Origin of the sequence: Cupriavidus sp. H18C2 (assembly GCF_049393795.1) — a bacterium.
GTDB lineage: Bacteria > Pseudomonadota > Gammaproteobacteria > Burkholderiales > Burkholderiaceae > Cupriavidus > Cupriavidus pauculus_C.
The window spans coordinates 2,233,537-2,257,362 of record NZ_CP186010.1 but is presented as its reverse complement, the minus strand read 5'-3'; the positions used below and the strand labels follow the sequence as shown (position 1 = coordinate 2,257,362).

Below are 23,826 nucleotides of genomic sequence, written 5' to 3'. Positions count from 1 at the left end.
AGTTCAAACCTGATATCCGGCACGGCCCGCGCGGCACCGCGCGGCCGGCCAACAAAGAGAGCGTGCAATGCCAAAGCGCACAGACATCAAGAGCATCCTAATCATCGGCGCCGGCCCGATCATCATCGGCCAGGCGTGCGAATTCGACTATTCCGGCGCACAGGCCTGCAAGGCGCTGCGCGAGGAAGGCTTCAAGGTCATCCTGGTCAACTCGAACCCGGCGACCATCATGACGGACCCGAACACGGCGGACGTCACCTACATCGAGCCCATCACCTGGGAAGTGGTCGAGCGCATCATCGAGAAGGAGCGCCCGGACGCCATCCTGCCGACCATGGGCGGCCAGACCGCGCTGAACTGCGCGCTGGACCTGCACCGCCATGGCGTGCTGGACAAGTACAAGGTGGAGCTGATCGGCGCGTCGCCCGAGGCCATCGACAAGGCCGAGGACCGCCAGAAGTTCAAGGACGCGATGACCAAGATCGGCCTGGGCTCGGCCAAGTCCGGCATCGCCCACTCGATGGACGAGGCCGTGGCCGTGCAGTCGCGCATCGCCCAGGAAACCGGCTCGGCCGGCTACCCGATCGTGATCCGCCCGTCGTTCACGCTGGGCGGCACCGGCGGCGGCATTGCGTACAACCGCGAGGAATTCGAGGAAATCTGCAAGCGCGGGCTGGACCTGTCGCCCACGCGCGAGCTGCTGATCGAGGAATCGCTGCTCGGCTGGAAGGAATACGAGATGGAAGTGGTCCGCGACAAGGCGGACAACTGCATCATCATCTGCTCGATCGAGAACCTGGACCCGATGGGCATCCACACCGGCGACTCGATCACCGTGGCGCCGGCCCAGACGCTGACCGACAAGGAATACCAGATCCTGCGCAACGCCTCGCTGGCAGTGCTGCGCGAGATTGGCGTGGACACCGGCGGCTCGAACGTGCAGTTCTCGATCAACCCGGTGGACGGCCGGATGATCGTGATCGAGATGAACCCGCGCGTGTCGCGGTCGTCGGCGCTGGCCTCGAAGGCCACCGGCTTCCCGATCGCCAAGGTGGCGGCCAAGCTGGCCGTGGGCTACACGCTGGACGAGCTGAAGAACGAGATCACCGGCGGCCAGACCCCGGCGTCGTTCGAGCCGTCGATCGACTACGTGGTCACCAAGGTGCCGCGTTTCGCGTTCGAGAAATTCCCGGCGGCCGACAGCCACCTGACCACGCAGATGAAGTCCGTGGGCGAGGTGATGGCCATGGGCCGCACGTTCCAGGAATCGTTCCAGAAGGCGCTGCGCGGCCTGGAAGTGGGCGTGGACGGCCTGGACGAGAAGTCGACCGACCGCGACGAGGTGGTCGAGGAAATCGGCGAACCGGGCCCGGACCGCATCTGGTACGTGGGCGACGCGTTCCGCCTGGGCATGTCGCTGGAAGAGGTGTACGCCGAGACGGCCATCGACCCGTGGTTCCTGGCCCAGATCGAGGACATCGTCAAGACCGAGGGCGTGGTGCGCGGCCGGACGCTGGAAAGCCTGTCGGCCGCCGAGCTGCGCTTCCTGAAGCAGAAGGGCTTCTCTGACCGCCGCCTGGGCAAGCTGCTGAAGACCGACGCCAAGGCCGTGCGCCAGGCGCGCCTGGCGCAGAACGTGCGCCCGGTGTACAAGCGCGTGGACACCTGCGCGGCCGAGTTCGCCACCAACACGGCGTACATGTACGGCACGTACGAGGCCGAGCATGGCGAGTGCGAGGCCGACCCCACGGCCAACAAGAAGATCATGGTGCTGGGCGGTGGCCCGAACCGGATCGGCCAGGGCATCGAGTTCGACTACTGCTGCGTGCACGCCGCGCTGGCGCTGCGCGAGGACGGGTACGAGACCATCATGGTCAACTGCAACCCGGAAACGGTGTCGACCGACTACGACACGTCGGACCGCCTGTACTTCGAGCCGCTGACGCTGGAAGACGTGCTGGAAATCGTCGACAAGGAAAAGCCGGTGGGCGTGATCGTCCAGTACGGCGGCCAGACCCCGCTGAAGCTGGCGCTGGACCTGGAAGCCAACGGCGTGCCCATCATCGGCACGAGCCCGGACATGATCGACGCCGCGGAAGATCGCGAGCGCTTCCAGAAGCTGCTGCAGGAGCTGGGCCTGCGCCAGCCGCCGAACCGCACGGCCCGCGCCGAAGACGAAGCGCTGCGCCTGGCCGAGGAAATCGGCTACCCGCTGGTGGTGCGCCCGTCGTACGTTCTGGGCGGCCGCGCGATGGAAATCGTGCACGAGCCGCGCGACCTGGAGCGCTACATGCGCGAGGCCGTGAAGGTGTCGAACGATTCGCCGGTGCTGCTGGACCGCTTCCTGAACGACGCGATCGAATGTGACGTGGACGCCCTGTGCGACGGCCAGCGCGTGTTCATCGGCGGCGTGATGGAGCACATCGAGCAGGCTGGCGTGCACTCGGGCGATTCGGCGTGCTCGCTGCCGCCGTACTCGCTGTCGCAGGCCACCGTCGACGAACTGAAGCGCCAGACCGCTGCCATGGCCCGCGCGCTGAACGTGGTGGGCCTGATGAACGTGCAGTTCGCCATTCAGCAGAAGGGCGGCGAGGACGTGGTCTACGTGCTGGAAGTGAACCCGCGCGCGTCGCGGACCGTGCCGTACGTGTCGAAGGCCACCGGCCTGTCGCTGGCCAAGATCGCCGCGCGCTGCATGGCCGGCCAGTCGCTCGATTCGCAGGGGATCGGCGAGGAAGTCGTGCCGCCGTACTTCAGCGTCAAGGAAGCGGTGTTCCCGTTCAACAAGTTCCCGGGCGTGGATCCGGTGCTCGGACCCGAAATGCGTTCGACGGGCGAGGTGATGGGCGTGGGCAAGGTGTTCGGCGAGGCGCTGTTCAAGAGCCAGCTGGCCGCCGGTTCGCGCCTGCCCGAGAAGGGCACGGTACTGATCACGGTCAAGGACAGCGACAAGCCGCGCGCCGTGACCGTGGCCCGCATGCTGCACGACCTGGGCTACCCGATCGTCGCCACTCGCGGTACGGCGTCGGCCATCGAGGCGGCCGGCATTCCGGTGCGCGTGGTGAACAAGGTCAAGGACGGCCGTCCGCATATCGTGGACATGATCAAGAACGGCGAACTGGCCCTGGTCTTCACGACGGTGGACGAGACGCGCACGGCGATTGCCGATTCGCGCTCGATCCGTATCGCCGCGCTGGCCAACCGCGTGCCGTACTACACGACCATCGCCGGCGCCAACGCCGCGGTGGAGGGCCTGAAGCACATGCAGAGCCTGGAGGTCTACGACCTGCAGGGCCTGCACAAGCAGCTGGCCTGACGGTCCGCCGGGTCATGGCCCGATGCTGCGCCGCGGGAGACGCCCGGCGCGGCGCAGTCCGGCCGCCGGGTTGAAACTGGCGGCGGTTCTGGCCTACACTACGTCGAATTCGTCGATCGACCCGGCACCGTGCCGGGTCGATTCCATCTGAAAGCCGCGGTCGAGCGGAAGTGTCCCAGGAAGCTGTTGCCGGGACATGGTTCCAGCTCCGCTGCGGCTCATTTTTTTGTTGAACAAGACATGAGCACCATTCCGATTACAAAGCGTGGCGCCGAACTGCTCAAGGAAGAGCTGCAGCGCCTGAAGGCCGTCGAGCGTCCCGCGGTGATCAATGCCATCTCCGAGGCGCGTGCCCAGGGCGACCTGTCGGAAAACGCCGAATACGACGCGGCCAAGGAAAAGCAGGCGTTCATCGAGGGCCGGATCCAGGAAGTGGAGGCCAAGCTGTCTGCCGCGCAGGTCATCGACCCGACCCAGCTGGACACGGACGGCCGCATCGTCTTCGGGGCCACCGTGGACCTGGAAGACCTGGAGTCCGGCAAGGCCGTGAGCTACCAGATCGTCGGCGACGACGAGGCCGACCTGGATAGCGGCAAGATCTCCGTCAGCTCGCCGATCGCCCGTGCGCTGATCGGCAAGTTCGAGGGCGACGTAGCCACCGTGCTGGCCCCGGGCGGCGAGCGCGAATACGAAGTCATCACCGTCCGTTACATCTGACGCGGGCGGGACAGCGTGTTCTCGTCGTCGTATTCGAACCTGCCGCCGCTGCCGCACCGGATCTTCCTGCTGCTGACCGTGGTCTGGGCCGGCAGCCTGTGGACCACGGGCTACATGGTGGCGCCGACGCTGTTCGCCGTGCTGCCCAGCCGCGAGACGGCGGGCATGGTGGCCGGCCACCTGTTCCGCTACCAGGCCATCCTGGGCGTGACGGTCGGCGTGCTGCAACTGGTGCTGTGCAACGTGCTGATCCGCCGTGGCGCGGCCCGCTACCGGGCCCTGCGCTGGATCGTGCTGGCGATGCTGGTATGCGTGCTGGCCGGGTACTTCGGGGTGCAGCCGTTCATGGAAGGGCTCAAGGTCAAGGCGCAGGCGATGAACCTGGGCGTGTCCGAATCGCCCTATCGCGGCCAGTTCGGCATGCTGCACGGCGTGTCGAGCGTGTTCTACCTGCTGCAGAGCCTGCTGGCCCTGGTGCTGGTGTGGCGCGCCAGCGCGCCGCGCGCCGCCGGCGAGTAAGCCGGAACCGGGGCATGAAAAAAGGCGGCCGAGGCCGCCTTTCTTTCAGGGTCGGGGAACCGACCGGCGCGTGGCCGATCTGAACCTGCCGGTCAGCCCAGCGCCTTCTTCTTCTGGCTGGACGGCCGGGCCCGGGCGCGCTTGACGTTGCCGGCCTGGGTGACGCGCTCGTTGCCAAGCACCTTGACCGCCGTGCGCGGCGCGCGGCGCTGGCCGGAGCCGGCGGCCTTGCGGACCATCACCGTGCGCGGGGCGGCACCGGTGCCCAGCCGGCGGCGGGCGGCGCCCAGGTCGTCGGGCTGGTTTTCCTGCAGGCGGGCGGGGCCCGGGCGCCAGATCACCAGCAGCTTGCCGATGTGCTGGATCGGGGCGGCGTCCAGTTCGTCGCAGATCGCCTCGTAGATGGCGATGCGGGTGTCGCGCTCGTCGCCGAACACCCGGATCTTGATCAGGTCGTGGGCTGCCAGGCTGCGGTCGATTTCGGCCAGCACGGCGCGCGTCAGCCCTTCGGCCCCGATCATGACCACGGGGTTGAGGCCGTGGGCGCGCGAGCGCAGGTCGGAACGTTGGGCGGGGATCAGGTGTAGGGCGGGCATCAGGGCAGCAAATTTCGGATTGGCGCGTATTATCCGCCAAAAATACGCCAGAATGTCGCCGCTGGACGGTAAATATCATCAAATCGGGGAAAAAAGCGCTCCCCGCAATCAGGCAAGTCTCAGGAATGGCCAAGGGCAAGAACAAGTTCAACCAGTCGTGGCTGCACGACCACATCAACGACCCCTACGTGAAGATGGCCCAGCGCGAGGGCTATCGTGCCCGCGCGGCCTACAAGCTCAAGGAAATCGACGACCAGGACAAGCTGATCCAGCCGGGGCAGGTCATTGTCGACCTGGGCGCCGCGCCGGGGAGCTGGAGCCAGTACGCGCGCAACAAGCTGGCGGCGTCCCCGCACGCCCGGGACGGCAAGCCGGACGGCGCCGTGATCGCCATCGACATCCTGCCGATGGAGCCCGTGGCCGACGTGACGTTCATCCAGGGCGACTTCCGGGAAGAAGACGTGTTCCGGGCGCTGGAAAAGGTTGTGCTGGAGGCGTCCGGCGGGTCCAGAATCGACCTTGTTATCTCGGACATGGCCCCCAATTTGTCCGGTGTGGCGTCCGCGGATGCGGCGCGGATCGAGTACCTGTGCGATCTGGCGCTGGAGTTCGCCCAGGCCCACCTGAAGCCGGAAGGGTCGTTGCTGGTCAAGTGTTTCCACGGTTCCGGCTACAGCCAGATCGTGGAGAAGTTCAAACGCCAGTTCAAGGTCGTCGCCAAGCGCAAGCCCAAGGCGTCGCGCGACAAGTCTTCAGAAACCTTCATTCTTGGGCGTTACCTGAAATCGGTGGACTGACATGACGACTGGCAGTGCAGGGCAGACCCCACGGAAGCAGGGGGCTCCGGGTTTGTGCCGGGGGCGCACCGGCTTGCCCGGCGCAGTCCGCTCGGGCACTATCAGGCCCATAGAATCAGATTTCCCTGTGGGGACGGACGCTGCATTACAATGCAATGCAGCTACCCGTTGGCAAGGCAATTGCAAAGGAGTTCGGCCTTGAATAACAACCTGTTTCAAAAGGCGGCAATCTGGCTCGTGATCGCGCTGGTATTGTTCACCGTCTTCAAGCAGTTCGACAAACCGCGCGCGCAGGACGGCGTTACCTATTCGCAGTTCATGGATGACGCCAAGAACGGCAAGGTGTCGCGCGTGGACGTGCAAGGCCGCAACCTCGTGGTGTCGCCCAAGGAAGGGGCGAAGTACACCATCATCTCGCCGGGCGACATCTGGATGGTCGGCGACCTGATGAAGTACGGCGTCCAGGTGACCGGCAAGGCGGACGACGAGCCCAACGTGCTGGTCCAGGCGTTGTACTACCTCGGACCGACGCTGCTGATCATCGTCTTCTGGTTCTACATGATGCGGCAGATGCAGGGCGGCGGGAAAGGCGGTGCCTTCTCGTTCGGCAAGTCCCGCGCACGCCTGATCGACGAAAACCAGAACGCCGTGACCTTTGCCGACGTGGCCGGTTGCGACGAATCGAAGGAGGAAGTGGTCGAGCTGGTCGATTTCCTCAAGGATCCTCAGAAATTCCAGAAGCTGGGCGGGCGCATCCCGCGCGGCGTACTGCTGGTGGGCCCCCCGGGTACCGGCAAGACGCTGCTCGCGCGTGCCATCGCCGGCGAGGCCAAGGTGCCGTTCTTCAGCATCTCGGGCTCGGACTTCGTTGAAATGTTCGTCGGCGTGGGCGCGGCCCGCGTGCGCGACATGTTCGAGAATGCCAAGAAGCAGGCGCCCTGCATCGTGTTCATCGACGAAATCGACGCGGTCGGCCGCCATCGCGGCGCCGGCATGGGCGGCGGCAACGACGAGCGCGAGCAGACTCTGAACCAGATGCTGGTGGAGATGGACGGCTTCGAGGCCAACTCGGGCGTCATCGTGATCGCCGCGACCAACCGTGCCGATGTGCTGGACAAGGCACTCCTGCGTCCGGGCCGCTTCGACCGCCAGGTCTACGTCGGCCTGCCGGACATCCGCGGCCGCGAGCAGATCCTGAAGGTCCACATGCGCAAGGTGCCGATCGGCAACGACGTCGACGCCTCGGTCATCGCACGCGGTACGCCGGGCTTCTCGGGTGCCGACCTGGCCAACCTGGTCAACGAGGCCGCGCTGTTCGCCGCCCGCCGCAACAAGCGCGTGGTGGACATGCAGGACTTCGAGGACGCGAAGGACAAGATCTACATGGGTCCGGAGCGCAAGTCGACCGTCATGCGCGAGGAAGAGCGCAAGGCGACGGCTTACCACGAGTCCGGCCACGCCGTGGTGGCCAAGCTGCTGCCGAAGGCGGACCCGGTGCACAAGGTCACGATCATGCCGCGTGGCTGGGCGCTGGGCGTGACGTGGCAACTGCCCGAGCATGACAAGTACTCGAAGTACAAGGACAACATGCTTGAGGAAATTGCGATCCTGTTCGGCGGTCGGGCCGCGGAAGAGGTCTTCCTCAACGCCATGAGCACCGGCGCTTCGAACGACTTCGAGCGGGCCACGAAGATTGCCCGCGACATGGTCACCCGCTTCGGCATGAGCGATTCGCTGGGCGCGATGGTCTACGTCGACACCGAGCAGGACGGCATGTTCGGCAAGCTGTCGTCGAAGACCGTGTCGGAAGCCACGCAGCAGAAGGTGGACGCCGAGATCCGCACCATCATCGACACCCAGTACGCGCTGGCCAAGCGCCTGCTGGAAGAGAACCGCGACAAGGTCGAAGCCATGACCAACGCGCTGATGGAGTGGGAAACGATCGACGCCGACCAGGTGAACGACATCATGGCCGGCAAGCCGCCGCGCCCGCCGCGCAACCTGCAGGGCCCGAGCGGTGGCGGCAGCACGCCTCCGGGCGGCTCGCCGGTGGCGCCGAGCAACGCGCCGGCGACGGCGCGCGTCGACGACATGGCGTAAGCGCGTTTTTCCCTGGCGGAGACCGCCGCGTAACAGACCGTTTGCGACGGTTTCAAATGTGGCGGAATCTGATAGCCTGCAAAGCCGGTGCCTGGTGCGCCGGCTTTTTGCTTTCAGGACGTACAACTTGTCGACCGAGTTCTTCCAGTGCGGGCGTTACCGCTTTGCCCGCAACCGCCGCCCGCTGGTGATGGGCATCCTCAACGTGACACCGGATTCCTTCTCGGACGGCGGCCAGCATGCCAGCCGCGACGCGGCGCTGCGCCATGCCGAGCAAATGATTGCCGAGGGTGTGGACATCATTGATATCGGCGGGGAGTCGAGCCGGCCGGGGTCGGCCGCGCTGCCGCTGGACCAGGAGCTCGACCGCGTGATGCCGATCGTCGAGGCGCTGGCAGGATGCGGCAAACCGTTGTCGATCGACACCTACAAGCCTGAGGTGATGCGTGCAGCACTGGCGGGCGGAGCCGATTTGATCAACGATATCTGGGGTTTCCGCATGCCGGGCGCCGTCGAGGCCGTGGCGGCCGGCCAGGCGGGCCTGTGCGTCATGCACATGCAGCGCGACCCCCAGACGATGCAGGAAGACCCCCAATACACCGACGTGGTGGCCGAAGTGGCCGACTTCCTGCGCGAACGGGTGTCAACCCTGCGCGCGGCGGGTGTCGACGATGCACGCATTTCGCTCGATCCGGGCTTTGGCTTTGGCAAGACGCCGGATCATAATCTGCGCCTGCTCGGAAAACTGCCACGCCTGGCTGTCGACGGACTGCCGGTGCTGGCGGGCCTGTCGCGCAAGTCGACGCTCGGCGCCATCGTCGGCGGCAAGCCGCCGCAGGCCCGGGTGGCGGCCAGCATCGCCGCGGCGGTCTGCGCCGCCGAGCAGGGTGCTTTCATCGTGCGCGTGCACGACGTAGAACAAACCGTGGACGCCCTCAAGGTCTGGTGGGCGATCCGCCATGAATCAGTTGCCCCGCAAGGGCAGCAAGGAGAATGAGCAGATGACACGCAAGTATTTCGGGACGGACGGTGTGCGCGGCAGGGTGGGCGAGTCGCCGATCACGCCGGACTTTGTGATGCGGCTTGGCTACGCGGCCGGCAAGGTGCTGGCGCTGGGGCAGAAGACGTCGCAAGGGCGGCCCACCGTGCTGATCGGCAAGGACACGCGGATTTCAGGCTACATGCTCGAAGCCGCGCTGGAAGCCGGCTTCACGGCCGCGGGCGTCAACGTCCGCCTGACCGGCCCGCTGCCGACGCCGGCCATCGCCTACCTGACCCGGGCGCTGCGCCTGGCCGCTGGCGTGGTGATTTCCGCGAGCCACAACCCGTACTACGACAACGGCATCAAGTTCTTCTCGGCCGCCGGCGACAAGCTGCCCGACGAGGTGGAATCCCAGATCGAGGCGCTGGTCGAGCAGCCGATGACCTGCGTGCGCTCCGAAGACCTGGGCCGCGCCAAGCGCATCGACGATGCCGCCGGCCGCTACATCGAGTTCTGCAAGAGCACGTTCCCGTACGAGCAGGACCTGCATGGGCTGCGGATCGTGGTGGACTGCGCGCATGGCGCGGCGTACCACATCGCGCCGCACGTGTTCCATGAACTGGGCGCCGAGGTGATTCCGATCGGTAACCAGCCCGACGGCCGCAACATCAACGCCGGCTACGGCGCGACGGCCCCGGAAAAGCTCGTGGAAGCGGTGCGCGCCCATCGCGCCGACCTGGGCCTGGCGTTCGACGGCGACGCGGACCGGCTGCAGGTGGTGGATGCCAACGGCCGGCTGTTCAACGGCGACGAACTGCTGTACCTGATCGTGCGCGACCGCCAGGCGGCCGGGCACAAGGTGGAAGGCGCGGTCGGCACGCTGATGACGAACATGGCTGTGGAACTGGCGCTGCAGCGGCAGGGCGTGGAATTTGTCCGCGCCAAGGTTGGCGACCGCTACGTGCTCGAAGAACTGAACAAGCGCGGCTGGCAGCTGGGCGGCGAAGGCTCGGGCCACCTTTTGTGCCTGGATCGTCACACTACCGGCGATGGCATCGTGTCCGCGCTGCAGGTGCTGGCGGCGCTGCGCCGCAGCGGCAAGACGCTGGCGCAACTGCTGGAAGGCGTGAACCTGTTCCCGCAGACGCTCATCAACGTCCGCGTGGAAAAAGGCTTCGACTGGCAGAGCCATGCCGGCCTGAAGGCCGCCCGCGAGCAGGTGGAGCCGGAACTGGAAGGGCGCGGCCGCGTGCTGATCCGCGCCTCGGGCACCGAGCCCGTGGTGCGTGTGATGGTGGAGGCCGAACAGGTCGAAACCGCCGAGCGCGCCGCGCAGCGCCTGGCCGACGCCTTGCGTACCGCCTGACGCCACCTTGCTGCCCGGACGCCTGCCGCCTGCATGCGGCGCGTCGGGACGAGCCCCGAAAGCCACGGCAACCTGCCGTGGCTTTTTTCTTCCTGTTTGGCAATTAACTGCCAGAGGTTTCCCGACACCGTCCAGGCGTGGCAGGCAAGGCGGGGCTGAGGCGTTGACGCAGAGGGAGTGATGAGTAAAGCACGAAAGTGCGACGTTTTCGTGACGCGGCCGGCAAAATCGGCCATTTGGGGGAGGGCTTGAAGAAGATTTCGGGATGTCACGGAACTGTCATACAAGCGGCATACAGTTCGCCTTGTCAAAAATTTGTCATTCCCAACCAATGTTCTCTGGAGGACATATGAAGCTGGTCAAGACTGCCGTAGCAGGCATCGTGTCGATTGTGGTGGCGGGTACTGCGTTCGCGGCGGAAATTACCGGTGCTGGCGCTTCCTTCCCGGCGCCCGTGTATTCCAAATGGGCGGACGCCTATCAAAAAGCAACGGGTAACAAGGTCAACTATCAATCCATCGGTTCGTCGGGCGGGATCAAGCAGATCAACGCCAAGACGGTCGATTTCGGCGCGTCGGACGCCCCGCTGAAGGACGAGGAACTGGCCAAGGGCAACCTCGTGCAATTCCCGACCGTGATCGGCGGCGTGGTGCCGGTGATCAACCTGCAAGGCGTGAAGCCGGGCGAGCTGACCATCACGGGCGACGTGCTGGCCAACATCTACCTGGGCAAGATCAAGAAGTGGGACGACCCCGCGATCAAGGCCCTGAACCCGAAGGCCAAGCTGCCGAGCCAGGACATCCTGCCGGTGCGCCGCGCCGACGGCTCGGGCACGACGTTCATCTTCACGAACTACCTGTCGAAGGTCAGCAATGACTGGAAGAGCTCGGTGGGCGAGGGCACGACCGTGAACTGGCCGGGTGGCGGCACGGGCGGCAAGGGCAACGAGGGCGTGGCCGCCTTCGTGCAGCGCCTGAACGGCGCCATCGGCTACGTCGAGTACGCCTACGCCAAGCAGAACAAGATGACGTACCTGACGATGAAGAACTCGGCGGGCGAAGTGGTGCAGCCCAGCGACGACGCCTTCAAGGCCGCCGCCGCCGGTGCCGACTGGAACAAGACGTTCTACCAGATCCTGACGAACCAGCCGGGCAAGGGCGCCTGGCCGATCGCCGGCGCCACGTTCATCCTGGTGCACAAGAACCAGGAAAAGCCGGCCCAGGGCCAGGAAGTGCTGAAGTTCTTCGACTGGGCCTACAAGAGCGGTGCCGCCATGGCCACGGAGCTGGACTACGTGCCGCTGCCGGAAGCCGTGGTGAACCAGATCCGCACGACGTGGAAGCAGAGCGTCAAGGACGGTTCGGGCAAGGCCCTGTACTAAGCTGGTGCTGTACTGAAGCCCGACCCGTCGCGCAGCGCCCCGCCGGCCCTTGGCCGGCCCCGGGCCGCGTGACGGTGCCACGGTGGCCGGACGGCTGCCGTGGCGCATGTTCCACCTACCGATTTCCATCATGGCGACTACGTCCGATCTCCCCGCCGTCCGGCCTCCCAGCCGCCTTGGCGACATCCTGTTCGGCGGCCTGACCCGCGGCGCCGCCATCGTCACGCTGTTGCTGCTGGGCGGCATCATCGTGTCGCTCGCCATCAGCGCCTGGCCGTCGATCAAGCAGTTCGGCCTGCCGTTCCTGTGGTCGGCCGAATGGGACCCGCCCGCCGACGTCTACGGCGCGCTCGTGCCGATCTACGGCACCCTGGTGACCTCCCTGATCGCGCTCATCATCGCCGTGCCGGTCAGCTTCGGCATCGCCCTGTTCCTGACCGAGCTTTCGCCCGTCTGGCTGCGCCGGCCGCTGGGCACCGCCATCGAGCTGCTCGCCGCCGTGCCGTCGATCGTCTACGGCATGTGGGGCCTGCTCGTGTTCGCGCCGATCTTCGGCGAATACTTCCAGAAGCCGCTCGCCAACACGGTGGGGCAGGTGCCGGTGATCGGCAAGCTGTTCCAGGGCGCGCCGCTGGGCATCGGCCTGCTGTGCGCGGGCGTGATCCTGGCGATCATGATCATTCCGTACATCGCCTCGGTGATGCGCGACGTGTTCGAGGTGACGCCGGTCCTGCTCAAGGAATCGGCCTACGGCATCGGCTGCACCACGTGGGAAGTGATGTGGAAGGTCGTGCTGCCCTACACGCGCGCCGGCGTCATCGGCGGCATCATGCTGGGCCTGGGCCGCGCGCTGGGGGAAACGATGGCCGTCACGTTCGTGATCGGCAACACCAACCTGCTCGACAACGTCTCGCTGTTCTCGCCCGGCAACAGCATCACCTCGGCACTGGCGAACGAGTTCGCCGAAGCCGGTGCCGGCCTGCATACCGCGGCACTGATGGAACTGGGCCTGATCCTGTTCTTCATCACGTTCGTCGTGCTGGCCCTGTCCAAGATCCTGCTGTTGCGCCTTGCCAAGAATGAGGGTGGCAAATGAACCAAGCCAGTCAAGCCGTATCGACCTCGTCCATTCCCGCCGTTCGTCCGGATTCCGACGCCATCCGCGGCCGGCTCCAGGGCTCGCGCCGCCGCACCAACGCCTTTGCGCTGACCGCGTCGCTCGCGGCCATGGCCTTCGGGCTGTTCTGGCTGGCGTGGATCCTCTGGACCACGATCTCGCTGGGCGTGGGCGGCCTGTCGATCGACCTGTTCACGCAGATGACGCCGGCCCCGAACACCGCCGGCGGCGGCCTGGCCAACGCCATCTTCGGCAGCTTCGTGCTGGTGGGCGTGGCCACGCTGGTCGGCACGCCGCTGGGCATCCTGGCGGGCATCTACCTGGCCGAGTATGGCCAGAAGTCGCCGCTGGCGAGCCTGATCCGCTTCATCAACGACATCCTGCTGTCGGCGCCGTCCATCGTGATCGGCCTGTTCGTCTACGCGCTGGTGGTGACCCGCATGGGCCACTTCTCGGGCTGGGCCGGCGTGTGCGCGCTGGCGCTGCTGCAGATTCCCATCGTGGTCCGCACCACCGAGAACATGCTGAACCTGGTGCCGAACGCGCTGCGCGAGGCCGCGGTGGCCCTGGGCACGCCGAAGTGGAAGATGGTGATGTCGATCACGGTCAAGTCGTCGTACGCGGGCATCGTGACCGGCGTGCTGCTGGCCGTGGCCCGGATCGCCGGCGAAACCGCGCCGCTGCTGTTCACCGCGCTGTCCAACCAGTTCTGGAGCGCGGACCTGAACAAGCCGATGGCCAACCTGCCGGTGACGATCTTCCGCTTTGCCATGAGCCCGTTCACGGAATGGCAGCAACTGGCCTGGGCCGGCGTGTTCCTGATTACTGTCGGCGTGCTTGCGTTGAACATCGTCGCGCGCATGCTGTTCAAGAAATAACCGGCGCCTCCAGCCAACTACCGAATTCAAGCGAGACATCAGCATGACCTCTACCGTCATCGATATTCCCGATACCGTGCGCGCCAAGATCGACGTCCGGAACCTGAACTTCTACTACAACCAGTTCCACGCGCTGAAGAACATCAACATGTCGATCCCGGACCGCAAGGTCACGGCGTTCATCGGCCCGTCGGGCTGCGGCAAGTCCACGCTGCTGCGCACGTTCAACAAGATGTTCGCGCTCTACCCGGAGCAGCGCGCCGAGGGCGAGATCAACATGGACGGCGAGAACCTGCTGACCAGCAAGCAGGACATCTCGCTGCTGCGCGCCAAGGTGGGCATGGTCTTCCAGAAGCCCACCCCGTTCCCGATGTCGATCTACGACAACATCGCGTTCGGCGTGCGCCTGTTCGAGAAGCTGTCGCGCTCGGAAATGGACGACCGCGTGGAATGGGCGCTCTCCAAGGCCGCGCTGTGGAACGAGGCCAAGGACAAGCTGCACCAGTCGGGCTACGGCCTGTCGGGCGGCCAGCAGCAGCGGCTGTGCATCGCCCGCGGCATCGCCATCCGCCCCGAGGTGCTGCTGCTGGACGAGCCGTGCTCGGCGCTGGACCCGATCTCCACGGGCCGCATCGAGGAACTGATCGCCGAGCTGAAGGACGAGTACACGGTCGTGATCGTGACGCACAATATGCAGCAGGCCGCGCGCTGCTCGGACTACACGGCGTACATGTACCTGGGCGAGCTGATCGAGTTCGGCGAGACCGAGAAAATCTTCATCAAGCCGCACCGCAAGGAAACCGAGGACTACATTACCGGCCGCTTCGGTTGATCCGGGGCGGGCAGCGCAGGACCCATCCAGCATTCGGCAAGCGGCCAGGAGCACACCATGACTGACAAACACCTGTCGACCCAGTTCGACGCCGACCTCAACGCGATCAACACCAAGCTGCTGCAGATGGGCGGGCTGGTGGAGTCGCAGATCGAAATGGCCATGCGCGCGCTGGCCGACTTCGACGCCGACCTGGCCGACCAGGTCATGGTGCGCGAACAGCAGCTCAACTCGCTCGAAGTCGAGATCGACGCGGACTGCGGCAACATCATCGCCCGCCGCCAGCCCACCGCCCGCGACCTGCGCCTGGTGATGGCGATCTCCAAGACGATCACGAACCTGGAGCGCGCCGGCGACGAGGCCGAGAAGATCGCCAAGCGCACCAAGCACATCATGGAAGATGCGGCCGCGCACAACATCAACTATGCCGAGGTGAAGCTGTCCGGCGAGATGGCCATCAACCTGCTGCGCCAGGCGCTGGACGCCTTTGCGCGGCTCGACACCGTGGCTGCCGCGCGGATCGTCAAGGACGACAAGGCCATCGACGAGGAATTCCGCGCCTTCGTGCGCAAGCTGATCACCTACATGATGGAAGACCCGCGCACGATCTCGGTGGCGCTGGACTTCCTGTTCATCGCCAAGGCCGTCGAGCGCATTGGCGACCACGCGAAGAACATCGCGGAATTCATCATCTATATCGTGAAGGGCACGGACGTGCGCCATGCCTCGCGCGAAGACATGGAGCGCGAAGCATTAAGCTGACGACGCGCCAGGACTGATAAGCGGAGAAAAAATACATGCCAAGCAGTATTCTCGTTGTCGAGGACGAACCGGCCATCGCCGAGCTGATTGCCGTCAATCTCCAGCACGCGGGACACTATCCCATTCGCGCCTACAACGCCGAGCAGGCCCTGTCGCTGATGAGCGACGTGCTGCCCGACCTGGTGTTGCTGGACTGGATGCTCCCGGGCAAGTCCGGGGCCACCTTCGCCAAGGAGCTGCGGACCAACGACCGCACCAAGCAGATCCCGATCATCATGCTCACCGCCCGCAGCGAGGAGCAGGACAAGGTCATGGGCCTGGAAGCCGGTGCGGACGACTACGTCACCAAGCCGTTCTCGCCCAAGGAACTGCTGGCGCGCATCAAGGCGGTGCTGCGCCGCCGCGCGCCGCAGCTGACCGACGACGTGGTGGCCATCAACGGCCTGCGGCTGGACCCGGCCACGCACCGCGTGACCGGCCAGGACGAGACCGGCCCGATCAAGCTGGACCTGGGCCCCACCGAGTTCCGCCTGCTGCACTTCCTGATGACTCATCCGGAACGTGTGCACAGCCGGTCACAGTTGCTGGACCAGGTCTGGGGCGACCATGTGTTCGTCGAGGAGCGGACCGTCGACGTCCACATCAAGCGCCTGCGTGCGGCGCTGACGCCGGGCGGCTACAGCAACATGATCGAGACCGTGCGGGGCAGCGGCTACCGCCTGGCGCGATCGCCGAACCACTGACGCCGGCCGGGCCGGCGGCGGTGCAGCGGGGGCCGCGCCGGCCGATAGCGGATAATGCCGGGCGGACGCAACGCCGCGGCGCTTGTTGTGGCAGACTGTGCCGCAATGCGAACGCAGTCTGAACCTCATCTACTCCTCGCATGAATGTCATCTGGGCCCGCTCCGTGGCCATCCTCGTCGGCCTGGCAGCCGTGGCCGGCGGTCTGTACGCCGTGGCCGGCGCCGTGCCCGGCCTGCTGTTCCTTTGCCTTTCCCTGCTCGGCCTGCTGGCCTACTACCTGTTCCAGATCAACCGCCTGTGGCGGGTGCTCGACGCCCCGGCATATGGCGAAATCCCCAGCGCGCTGGGCCTGTGGGGCGAGGTCTACTACCGGCTCCACCGGCTGGTCAAGCGCTGGCGCACGCAGGTGCTGCAGGTGGAACAGCAGCACACGCGCTTCATCCAGGCCATCCAGGCGTCGCCGTACGGCGTGCTGATGCTCGACGACGCGGACCAGATCGAATGGTGCAACGACGTGGCCGAGCAGCATTTCGGGCTCAACGCGCGGCGCGACGTGCGCCAGCGCATCACGCACCTGATCCGCCGGCCGGAATTCGTCCATTACCTGACCCGCGAGCGCTACGACGAGCCGCTGGTCATGCGCGACATGGGCGAGCACAAGCGCAGCATCACGTCGGTGCAGATCCTGCCCTATGGCGAAAACCGCAAGCTGGTGCTGACGCAGGACATCACCAAGGTCGAGAACACCGAGGCCATGCGGCGCGACTTCGTGGCCAACGTCTCGCACGAGCTGAAGACCCCGCTGACGGTGCTCACCGGCTTCCTGGAGACCGTGCGCGACCTGCCGGTGTCCGAGGAAGACCGCAACCGCTACGTCGACATGATGCTGGTGCAGTCCATGCGGATGCAGCATATCGTCGAGGACCTGCTGGCGCTGGCCAAGCTGGAGTCCGACGCCCAGCCACCCGGGCACGACCGCGTCAACGTTGCCGCGCTGGCCGCCCATCTGGTGCACGATGCCGAGGCGCTGTCGCAGGGCCGGCACGAGATCGAGACCGAGATTGACCCGGCCGTGGTGCTGCGCGGCGCCGAGGGCGAGCTGCTGTCGGCGCTGGGCAACCTGGTGTCCAACGCGGTGCGCTACACGCCCGACGGCGGCCGCATCGCCATCCGCATGACCTTTACCGATGGCCACTCGGTGTTCTCGGTCAGCGACACCGGGCTGGGTATCGCGCCCGAGCACATTCCGCGGCTGACCGAGCGTTTCTACCGGGTCGACCGCAGCCGGTCGCGCGATACCGGCGGCACTGGCCTGGGGCTGGCCATCGTCAAGCACGTGCTGTCGCGCCACCATGCCGACCTGCGCGTGACCAGCGAGGTGGGCCGCGGCAGCACGTTCCGCATCGTATTTCCCGTAGATCGGAGCGGCTACGACGCCGACACGTCGCGCCACGCGGCGTAGCCCGGCGGAAGCGGGCAGGGCCGGCAAACAGAAAGGCGGACCGTGGTCCGCCTTTTTTGTCGCCCACCGCGCCCGGCCAGCCAGGGTCAGGTGCCGAACCTCAGCAGCAGCTCCTGCTGGCTCACGCGCTGCAGCTTGGCGCGCGACGCCTTGCGCACGTACTCGCCATCGGGCTCCATGATCCAGGCCGACGCATTGTCGTGCAGGTGGACCTGCAACCCTTCCTTGATCACGCGCGCCTTGAGCGAGCGGTCCAGGATCGGGAACGCCACCTCGACGCGGCGGAACAGGTTGCGGTCCATCCAGTCGGCGCTGGACAGGTACAGCACGTCCTCGCCGGCCGCGTGGAAGTAGTAGACGCGGTGGTGCTCCAGGAACCGGCCGACGATGGACCGCACCGAGATGTTCTCGGACAGCCCCGGCACGCCGGGCCGCAGCGCGCAGACACCCCGCACGATCAGGTCGATCTTCACGCCCGCGCGCGACGCCTTGTACAGCTCGTCGATGATCGTCGGCTCCAGCAGCGCGTTCATTTTGGCGATGATCCGCGCACGCTTGCCGGCGCGCGCATTGCGGGCCTCGGCGCGGATGTGCTCGACGAGGTTGCTGTGCATCGTGAACGGCGACTGCCACAGGTGATTGAGCCGGATGGTGCCGGCCGTGCCAGTCAGCAGCTGGAACACGTGGTGGGCGTCCTCGCAGACCTGCTCGTTGGCGGTCAGCAGCCCGAAATCTGTATACAGCCGTGCCGTGCGCGGGTGGTAGTTGCCGGTACCCAGGTGGACGTAGCGCCGCAGCACCGCGTGCTTGACCTTGGCGCTGGCCGGCTCGCGCCGCACCACCAGCAGCATCTTGGCGTGGCACTTGTGGCCCACCACGCCATACACCACGTGGGCGCCGGCCGATTCCAGCCGCTCGGCCCAGTTGATATTGGTTTCCTCGTCGAAGCGTGCCAGCAGCTCCACCACCACGGTCACTTCCTTGCCGTTGCGGGCCGCCGTCATCAGCGCCTCCATGACGGCCGACTCGTTGCCGGTGCGATAGACGGTCTGCTTGATCGCCACGACGTTCGGGTCGTTGGCGGCGGCCTGGAGCAGGTCCAGCACCGAGGCAAAGCTTTCGTACGGATGATGGAGCAGCACGTCGCGCTGGCGGATCACGTCGAACATGTTCGCGCCCGGCGGGAACGCCTTGACCGGCGCCGGCACGTGCGGCGGGTACTTCAGGGCAGGGCGGTCCACGAGGTCCGGGATCTGCATCAGCCTGACCAGGTTCACCGGCCCGCTGACGCGGTACAGGTCCTGCTCGGTCAGCCCCGATTCCAGCAGCAGCCGGCGCGCCAGCGCGGGCGGGGTGTCGGACGAGACTTCCAGCCGGACCATGTCGCCAAAGTGACGGGTAGGCAACTCGCCCTGCAGCGCCTCGCGCAGGTCCGTGATGTCGTCCTCGGACACGAACAGGTCGGAGTTGCGGGTGACGCGAAACTGGTAGCAGCCCTCGACCTCGATGGCCGGGAACAGCTCGTGCACGAACGCCTGCATGAACGACGACAGCATCACGAACCCGAACGGGTAGCCCGACAGCGCCTCCGGCATCCGCACCACGCGCGGCAGCGCGCGCGGGGCCTGCACGATGGCCAGGTCGGCGTCGCGGCCAAAGGCGTCCTTGCCGGACAGCTCGATCACGAAGTTCAGGCTCTTGTTGAGCACGCGCGGGAACGGGTGCGCCGGGTCAAGCGCAATCGGCGTCAGCACCGGGCCCAGTTCGCGGACGAAGAAGTCGCGCGCCCATTCGCGCTGGGCGTCGGTCCAGGTGCTGGTCAGGTGAAAAAACACCCCCTCTTTTTCAAGCGCGGGGAAAATCACGTTCTGCAGCATGTCATACTGCGAGGCCACGAGCCGCTGCGTGCGCTCGGTGACAAGCTGGTAGGCCTGCTGGAAGGAAAGGCCGTCGGGCGTCAGGCCCGATGCGTTGTCCCGCATCTGTTCCTTCAGCCCGGCCATGCGGATCTCGAAGAACTCGTCCAGATTGCTGGAGACGATGCAGATGAATTTCAGCCGTTCCAGGAGCGGAACATTGGGGTCGGCGGCTTGCGCGAGCACTCGCGCATTGAATTCCAGAATGCCCAGCTCGCGGTTCAGCAGCGTGCCGGGCGGCGTCGTCGACATGTCTAAGACCTTGTTTTGGCGATGTGGCGACTTTTTCATAGAATCGTGTCAATTTGATGACACTTTGATTTTGTCATGCTGCGGACATGACACAGACATAATCTTACGGGCTTGGCCATCGTCGGCCTATCCCGCGTAATACTGACGCAATGACACAGAATCCCCGCTTGCTGGCCGCCGTCGACATGGGCTCCAACAGCTTCCGCCTGATGATCGGGCGGGTGGATGAGACGCCCACCGCCTCGGGCCCGGCCAGCCAGATCTTCCAGGTCGATGCGCTGCGCGAGCCCGTGCGGCTGGCGGCCGGCCTGACGCCGGACAAGTACCTGGACCAGCCCGCGCGCCGCCGCGGCGTGGACGCGCTGCGCCGCTTTGGCGACCGCCTACGCGACTTCGCTCCCGAGCAGGTGCGGGCCGTGGCCACCAATACCCTGCGCGTGGCCAAGAATGCCTCGGACTTCCTGATCGAGGCGGAAGCCGCGCTCGGCTTCCCGATCGAAGTCATCGCCGGCCGCGAAGAGGCGCGCCTGATCTACCTGGGCGCGTCGCACGATGCGCCGGCCTGCCAGGGCAACCGCCTGGTCGTCGACATCGGCGGCGGCTCCACCGAATTCATCATTGGCAGCGGCTATCAGTCCAAGCTGATGGAAAGCCTGTACATCGGCTGCGTCTCGCACAGCCGCCAGTTCTTTCCCAGCGGCAACGTCGACGAATACGCGTTCAAGCAGGCCGAGCTGGCCGCGCGCCGCGAGATCCAGGTGCTGGTGCGCCAGTACAAGGCGGCGGGATGGCAGCAGGCCGTGGGCTCGTCGGGCACGGCACGCGCGCTGGCCGAACTGATCGAGCTCAATGGCATGAACGACAGCGCGTCCGAGCACGGCATCACGCGCGAAGGGCTGGAGCGCCTGAAGCGCGCGCTGATCAAGGCCGAGAACACGAACCGGGTCAAGCTGACCGGCCTGAAGGCGGACCGGATTCCGGTGCTGCCGGGCGGCCTGTCGATCATGCTCGGCGTGTTTGCCGAACTCGATGTCGACCGCATGGACGTGACCGACGGCGCGCTGCGCCTGGGCGTGCTGTACGACCTGCTCGGCCGCAGCCATCACGAGGACATGCGGACCGTGACCGTGGACCAGTTCATGCGCCGCTACGCCGTGGACCGCGCCCAGGCCACCCGCGTCGGCCAGGCCGCGCGCGACCTGCTGGCGCAGTTTCCCGAGCCGCGCAACGAGCGCCGCGACGACAACCTGGCGCTGCTGGGCTGGGCCGCCAGCCTGCACGAGATCGGCATGACGATCTCGCACAGCGGCTATCACAAGCACTCGGCCTACATCGCCACGCACGCCGACATGCCGGGCTTCTCGAAGACCGACCAGGCGCGGCTGGCCACGCTGCTGCTGGGCCATGCGGGCAAGCTCGGCAAGCTGTCCGGCAGCGGCAAGTTTGTCGACTGGCGGATGCTGTTCAGCCTGCGTCTGGCGTTTGTACTATGCCGGCGCCGTGGCGACATGAAGCTGCCGGACATCCAGGTCAGGCAGCGTGCCGACGAACTGGACGAAGGGTTCGAAGTGCGCCTGCCGAAGACGTGGATCGACGCCAATCCGCTGGTCGAATACAGCCTGGCGCAGGAAGCCGACGAGTGGGAACGCGTGGGCAAGCGCTACAAGGTTGTCTACGTCTGATACTGGCAAGCCAATGAAAAACGGCGACTCGCATTGAGTCGCCGTTTTTCTTTTGCCTTCCGTACGATCAGCCGTTTCGTCCGGTGGCAGGGGCCGTGGTCGCCGGAGCGGTCAGGCCGATTGGATGCCCAGGAAGTGCCGGGCGTAGCGCGGGTTCATGTCGCGCACGCGCAGCAGCGTCAGGAAATCGGCAACGTTGAAATCGGGGTCCCAGGCGGGCAGGCCGCAGATCTTGGCGCCCAGGCGCAGATAGCCCTTGATCAGCGCCGGCGGTTCCACGTCCAGTGCCTGGTTCAGGTCGTCCACGGGCAGCGGCACGCGCGGGAAGGCGTGGTACTCGATCGGCGCCAGCGACTTCTCGGCGAACTGGCGATAGAGGCTGGCCGCGTAGTGGCCGCCGTCGCTCATCGGCACGCTCGCGCAGCCCAGCATCGATTCGAGGTTGTAGCGCTGCAGGTATTCGCCCAGGCCGCCCCAGAGCGCCATGATGACGCTGCCCGAGCGGTAGTCGCGGTGCACGCACGAGCGGCCCAGTTCCAGCATCTTCGGGCGCAGGTGCGCGAGCCGCACGAGATCGAATTCCGATTCCGCGTACAGGCAGCCGATGCGCTTGGCCTGGTGCGGCGGCAGCACGCGGTAGGTGCCCACCACCTTCAGCGTCTCCTGGTCGCGCACGATCAGGTGGTCGCAGTAGGCGTCGAACATGTCGACGTCGGTTTCGGTGGCCGAGGACTGCAGGCGCGCGCCCATTTCCTCGGCAAAGACCTTGTAGCGCAGGCGCTGGGCCTCGGCTACTTCGTCCTGGTGACGTGCCCACGCCACGCTGAAAGCAGGCGCCGGAGCTTGAATCTGGGTTTGGTGCTGTGCTGGCTGACGAGGAAGACGCCTCCGCGCCGACTGGCCAGACAGGCCAGTGGGCAAGGAGTCGAAAAGCGGCTGGGTAGGCGTCGGGAGGTCTCGCATCAGTGTGTCCTTTCGGTGACGAAACGGCTTCGAAACAATGTAGAGAGGCCGGGTGACAGCGCCGTGAATCGATCGTGACCGTTCCGTGACTGACACATCGTTGTCGCGACGCAAGCCTTAACCATAGAACAGGCTTACGATTGCGCACATCGTTGTTCGCCGAAATGCGACAGGCTGATGACAAATATGTGACTTTCGGGGCGCTTAACTTCCAACGCCGCCGTGCATTTAGAGAAAATCTGGTTGGACGACCGCTCGCAGGACCACCTGGGCTTCCTGCTCGCGCGTGCGTCCCGCCAGCCACCAGATGCCGCTCTTCTTGACGCTCCAGGGCATCTCGTGGCCCGCCAGCAACAGGCTGGCAAGCTGGCCAATCCACGGCTGGTGGCCGACCACGACGGTGTGGTCATGGCCCTGCGGCCAGTCGATGGCGGCGAGCACGGCGCCCACGTCGGCGCCCGGCGCCAGGTCGTCGAGGATCTCGGCCTTGCCTGACAGCGCCGCAGCGGTCTCGCGCGTGCGCAGGGCGGGGCTGCAGACCACGCGGTAGTCGGCCGGCAGATGGGCGCGCAGCCAGTCGGCGGAGGCCTCGGCCTGCTTGCGGCCACGGCGCGTCAGCGGACGCTGCAGGTCGGCGCTGCGCGAGATGCTCAGCGCGTCGGGCAGGTCCTCGGCCTCGGCGTGGCGCCACAGAATCAGATTCATGTTCGGCAGGGGCTTCGTCGAGCCTTGAGTATGGTGAGTCGCGGCGGCCCCGGCAAGGTCGTCGCGCCGCGGTCGCCCAAAAACAAAACGGGCCATCCGGTGGGCAAGGCCCACGGATAGCCCGTCAGTGTCGGCAGCGCCGGTGTCACCCGCATGACAGCGGGGCACCGGCCGGATGCAGCGAACTCAGGACTTGTGGCGGAAATTGATGCGGCCCTTGGTCAGGTCGTAGGGCGACATTTCCAGGGTCACGCGGTCGCCGGCCAGGATGCGGATGCGGTGCTTCTGCATCTTGCCCGATGCGTATGCCCAGATTTCCACGCCGTTTTCCAGCGTCACGCGATAACGGTTGTCGGGCAGGGCTTCCGACACCACGCCGCCAAATTCAATGAGTTCTTCCTTAGCCAATCTGTTTTCCTTTGTGGCAGCCCGCAACGGCTGCGTTGAGTTGGTGAGTATTCTGTGGACGCCCGGTGGTCTGTGCGCGGCCACGCATCGCCACCCGAGGGCGGCAGCCGCGCGTAACGTTCCGGGAAGCAATCCGGCGGGCCGGGCTTGCAGGCCAGGCGGGCCGGAGAATCGAGAAGGGAGCGCGGATGACCCTGACGATTACCTTGCCATGCCGGCCGCGCGCGCAATGGGCGCAGCCGTGTACATCACGGGGACAGCGGGCAAGGTGTTTCCGGGCCAGGTGACGCATCCGGCCATCCACATACAGCAGAAGGTGGGGGCGGGGCGA

General features: G+C 66.1%; 20 protein-coding genes. 15 read left to right on the top strand and 5 right to left on the bottom strand.

The window, feature by feature from the left end; all coding sequences use genetic code 11:
• The first annotated feature begins 67 nt into the window (after positions 1-67).
• The 3 genes from carB (at position 68) to EPAKOI_RS10075 (ending at position 4,552) form a co-directional block, all read left to right on the top strand.
• Complete coding sequence (gene carB / locus EPAKOI_RS10085) at positions 68-3,316, top strand: carbamoyl-phosphate synthase large subunit (RefSeq protein ID WP_124683907.1); 3,249 nt, start codon at positions 68-70, stop codon at positions 3,314-3,316.
• Between the two features lie 240 nt (positions 3,317-3,556).
• Positions 3,557-4,033 carry a transcription elongation factor GreA gene (gene greA / locus EPAKOI_RS10080; protein WP_092594162.1) on the top strand — a complete coding sequence of 159 codons (477 nt, stop codon included), beginning with the start codon at positions 3,557-3,559 and terminating at the stop codon, positions 4,031-4,033.
• Positions 4,034-4,048: 15 nt separating this feature from the next.
• On the top strand, positions 4,049-4,552 hold the full coding sequence (locus tag EPAKOI_RS10075) for a DUF4149 domain-containing protein (protein WP_124683908.1): 504 nt from the start codon (positions 4,049-4,051) through the stop codon (positions 4,550-4,552).
• Positions 4,553-4,644: 92 nt separating this feature from the next.
• On the opposite strand, the gene EPAKOI_RS10070 is transcribed toward EPAKOI_RS10075, so the two are convergent.
• Positions 4,645-5,148, bottom strand: coding sequence for a YhbY family RNA-binding protein (locus EPAKOI_RS10070; protein ID WP_124683909.1), 504 nt, complete (start codon positions 5,146-5,148; stop codon positions 4,645-4,647).
• A 125-nt stretch (positions 5,149-5,273) separates the two neighbouring features.
• On the opposite strand from EPAKOI_RS10070, the gene EPAKOI_RS10065 reads away from it, so the two are divergent.
• The 11 genes from EPAKOI_RS10065 to phoR all read left to right on the top strand — a co-directional run bounded on the left by EPAKOI_RS10065 (position 5,274) and on the right by phoR (position 17,569).
• The gene (locus EPAKOI_RS10065; protein ID WP_124683910.1) at positions 5,274-5,945 is read left to right on the top strand and encodes an RlmE family RNA methyltransferase; all 672 of its coding nucleotides are present in this window, start codon (positions 5,274-5,276) and stop codon (positions 5,943-5,945) included.
• A 198-nt stretch (positions 5,946-6,143) separates the two neighbouring features.
• Complete coding sequence (ftsH, locus tag EPAKOI_RS10060; RefSeq protein WP_124683911.1) at positions 6,144-8,045, top strand: ATP-dependent zinc metalloprotease FtsH; 1,902 nt, start codon at positions 6,144-6,146, stop codon at positions 8,043-8,045.
• 127 nt (positions 8,046-8,172) lie between these two features.
• Complete coding sequence (gene folP / locus EPAKOI_RS10055) at positions 8,173-9,042, top strand: dihydropteroate synthase (protein WP_423192126.1); 870 nt, start codon at positions 8,173-8,175, stop codon at positions 9,040-9,042.
• Positions 9,043-9,046: 4 nt separating this feature from the next.
• Positions 9,047-10,393, top strand: a complete 1,347-nt coding sequence (gene glmM, locus EPAKOI_RS10050; protein ID WP_124683913.1) for a phosphoglucosamine mutase — start codon at positions 9,047-9,049, stop codon at positions 10,391-10,393.
• Between the two features lie 349 nt (positions 10,394-10,742).
• Positions 10,743-11,774 (top strand): phosphate ABC transporter substrate-binding protein PstS, encoded by a 1,032-nt coding sequence (gene pstS, locus EPAKOI_RS10045; RefSeq protein ID WP_124683914.1) that lies wholly within the window; start codon positions 10,743-10,745, stop codon positions 11,772-11,774.
• Positions 11,775-11,904: 130 nt separating this feature from the next.
• Positions 11,905-12,870, top strand: a complete 966-nt coding sequence (gene pstC, locus EPAKOI_RS10040) for a phosphate ABC transporter permease PstC (RefSeq protein WP_124683915.1) — start codon at positions 11,905-11,907, stop codon at positions 12,868-12,870.
• Complete coding sequence (gene pstA, locus EPAKOI_RS10035) at positions 12,867-13,769, top strand: phosphate ABC transporter permease PstA (RefSeq protein WP_124683916.1); 903 nt, start codon at positions 12,867-12,869, stop codon at positions 13,767-13,769. The genes pstC and pstA overlap by 4 nt, the downstream gene beginning before the upstream one ends.
• A gap of 43 nt (positions 13,770-13,812) precedes the next feature.
• Positions 13,813-14,601, top strand: a complete 789-nt coding sequence (gene pstB / locus EPAKOI_RS10030; RefSeq protein ID WP_061959259.1) for a phosphate ABC transporter ATP-binding protein PstB — start codon at positions 13,813-13,815, stop codon at positions 14,599-14,601.
• Positions 14,602-14,658: 57 nt separating this feature from the next.
• Positions 14,659-15,363 carry a phosphate signaling complex protein PhoU gene (gene phoU, locus EPAKOI_RS10025; RefSeq protein ID WP_124683917.1) on the top strand — a complete coding sequence of 235 codons (705 nt, stop codon included), beginning with the start codon at positions 14,659-14,661 and terminating at the stop codon, positions 15,361-15,363.
• Positions 15,364-15,398: 35 nt separating this feature from the next.
• Positions 15,399-16,106: a phosphate regulon transcriptional regulator PhoB gene (gene phoB / locus EPAKOI_RS10020; protein WP_124683918.1), complete on the top strand. Its 708-nt coding sequence runs from the start codon at positions 15,399-15,401 to the stop codon at positions 16,104-16,106.
• A 140-nt stretch (positions 16,107-16,246) separates the two neighbouring features.
• Positions 16,247-17,569, top strand: coding sequence for a phosphate regulon sensor histidine kinase PhoR (phoR, locus tag EPAKOI_RS10015; RefSeq protein ID WP_124683919.1), 1,323 nt, complete (start codon positions 16,247-16,249; stop codon positions 17,567-17,569).
• Between the two features lie 86 nt (positions 17,570-17,655).
• Here the strand turns inward: phoR and ppk1 are convergent, their stop codons facing one another.
• Positions 17,656-19,776: a polyphosphate kinase 1 gene (ppk1, locus tag EPAKOI_RS10010; protein ID WP_313834944.1), complete on the bottom strand. Its 2,121-nt coding sequence runs from the start codon at positions 19,774-19,776 to the stop codon at positions 17,656-17,658.
• A 110-nt stretch (positions 19,777-19,886) separates the two neighbouring features.
• On the opposite strand from ppk1, the gene ppx reads away from it, so the two are divergent.
• On the top strand, positions 19,887-21,419 hold the full coding sequence (gene ppx, locus EPAKOI_RS10005; protein ID WP_124683921.1) for an exopolyphosphatase: 1,533 nt from the start codon (positions 19,887-19,889) through the stop codon (positions 21,417-21,419).
• Between the two features lie 111 nt (positions 21,420-21,530).
• Here the strand turns inward: ppx and EPAKOI_RS10000 are convergent, their stop codons facing one another.
• From EPAKOI_RS10000 to infA, 3 genes are all read right to left on the bottom strand, one after another.
• Positions 21,531-22,382 carry a GNAT family N-acetyltransferase gene (locus EPAKOI_RS10000; protein ID WP_124683922.1) on the bottom strand — a complete coding sequence of 284 codons (852 nt, stop codon included), beginning with the start codon at positions 22,380-22,382 and terminating at the stop codon, positions 21,531-21,533.
• 228 nt (positions 22,383-22,610) lie between these two features.
• A complete protein-coding gene (locus tag EPAKOI_RS09995; protein ID WP_423192125.1) occupies positions 22,611-23,087 on the bottom strand; it encodes a SixA phosphatase family protein in 477 nt (158 codons plus the stop codon).
• 186 nt (positions 23,088-23,273) lie between these two features.
• Positions 23,274-23,495: a translation initiation factor IF-1 gene (gene infA / locus EPAKOI_RS09990; protein ID WP_008641674.1), complete on the bottom strand. Its 222-nt coding sequence runs from the start codon at positions 23,493-23,495 to the stop codon at positions 23,274-23,276.
• Positions 23,496-23,826: the final 331 nt, after the last annotated feature.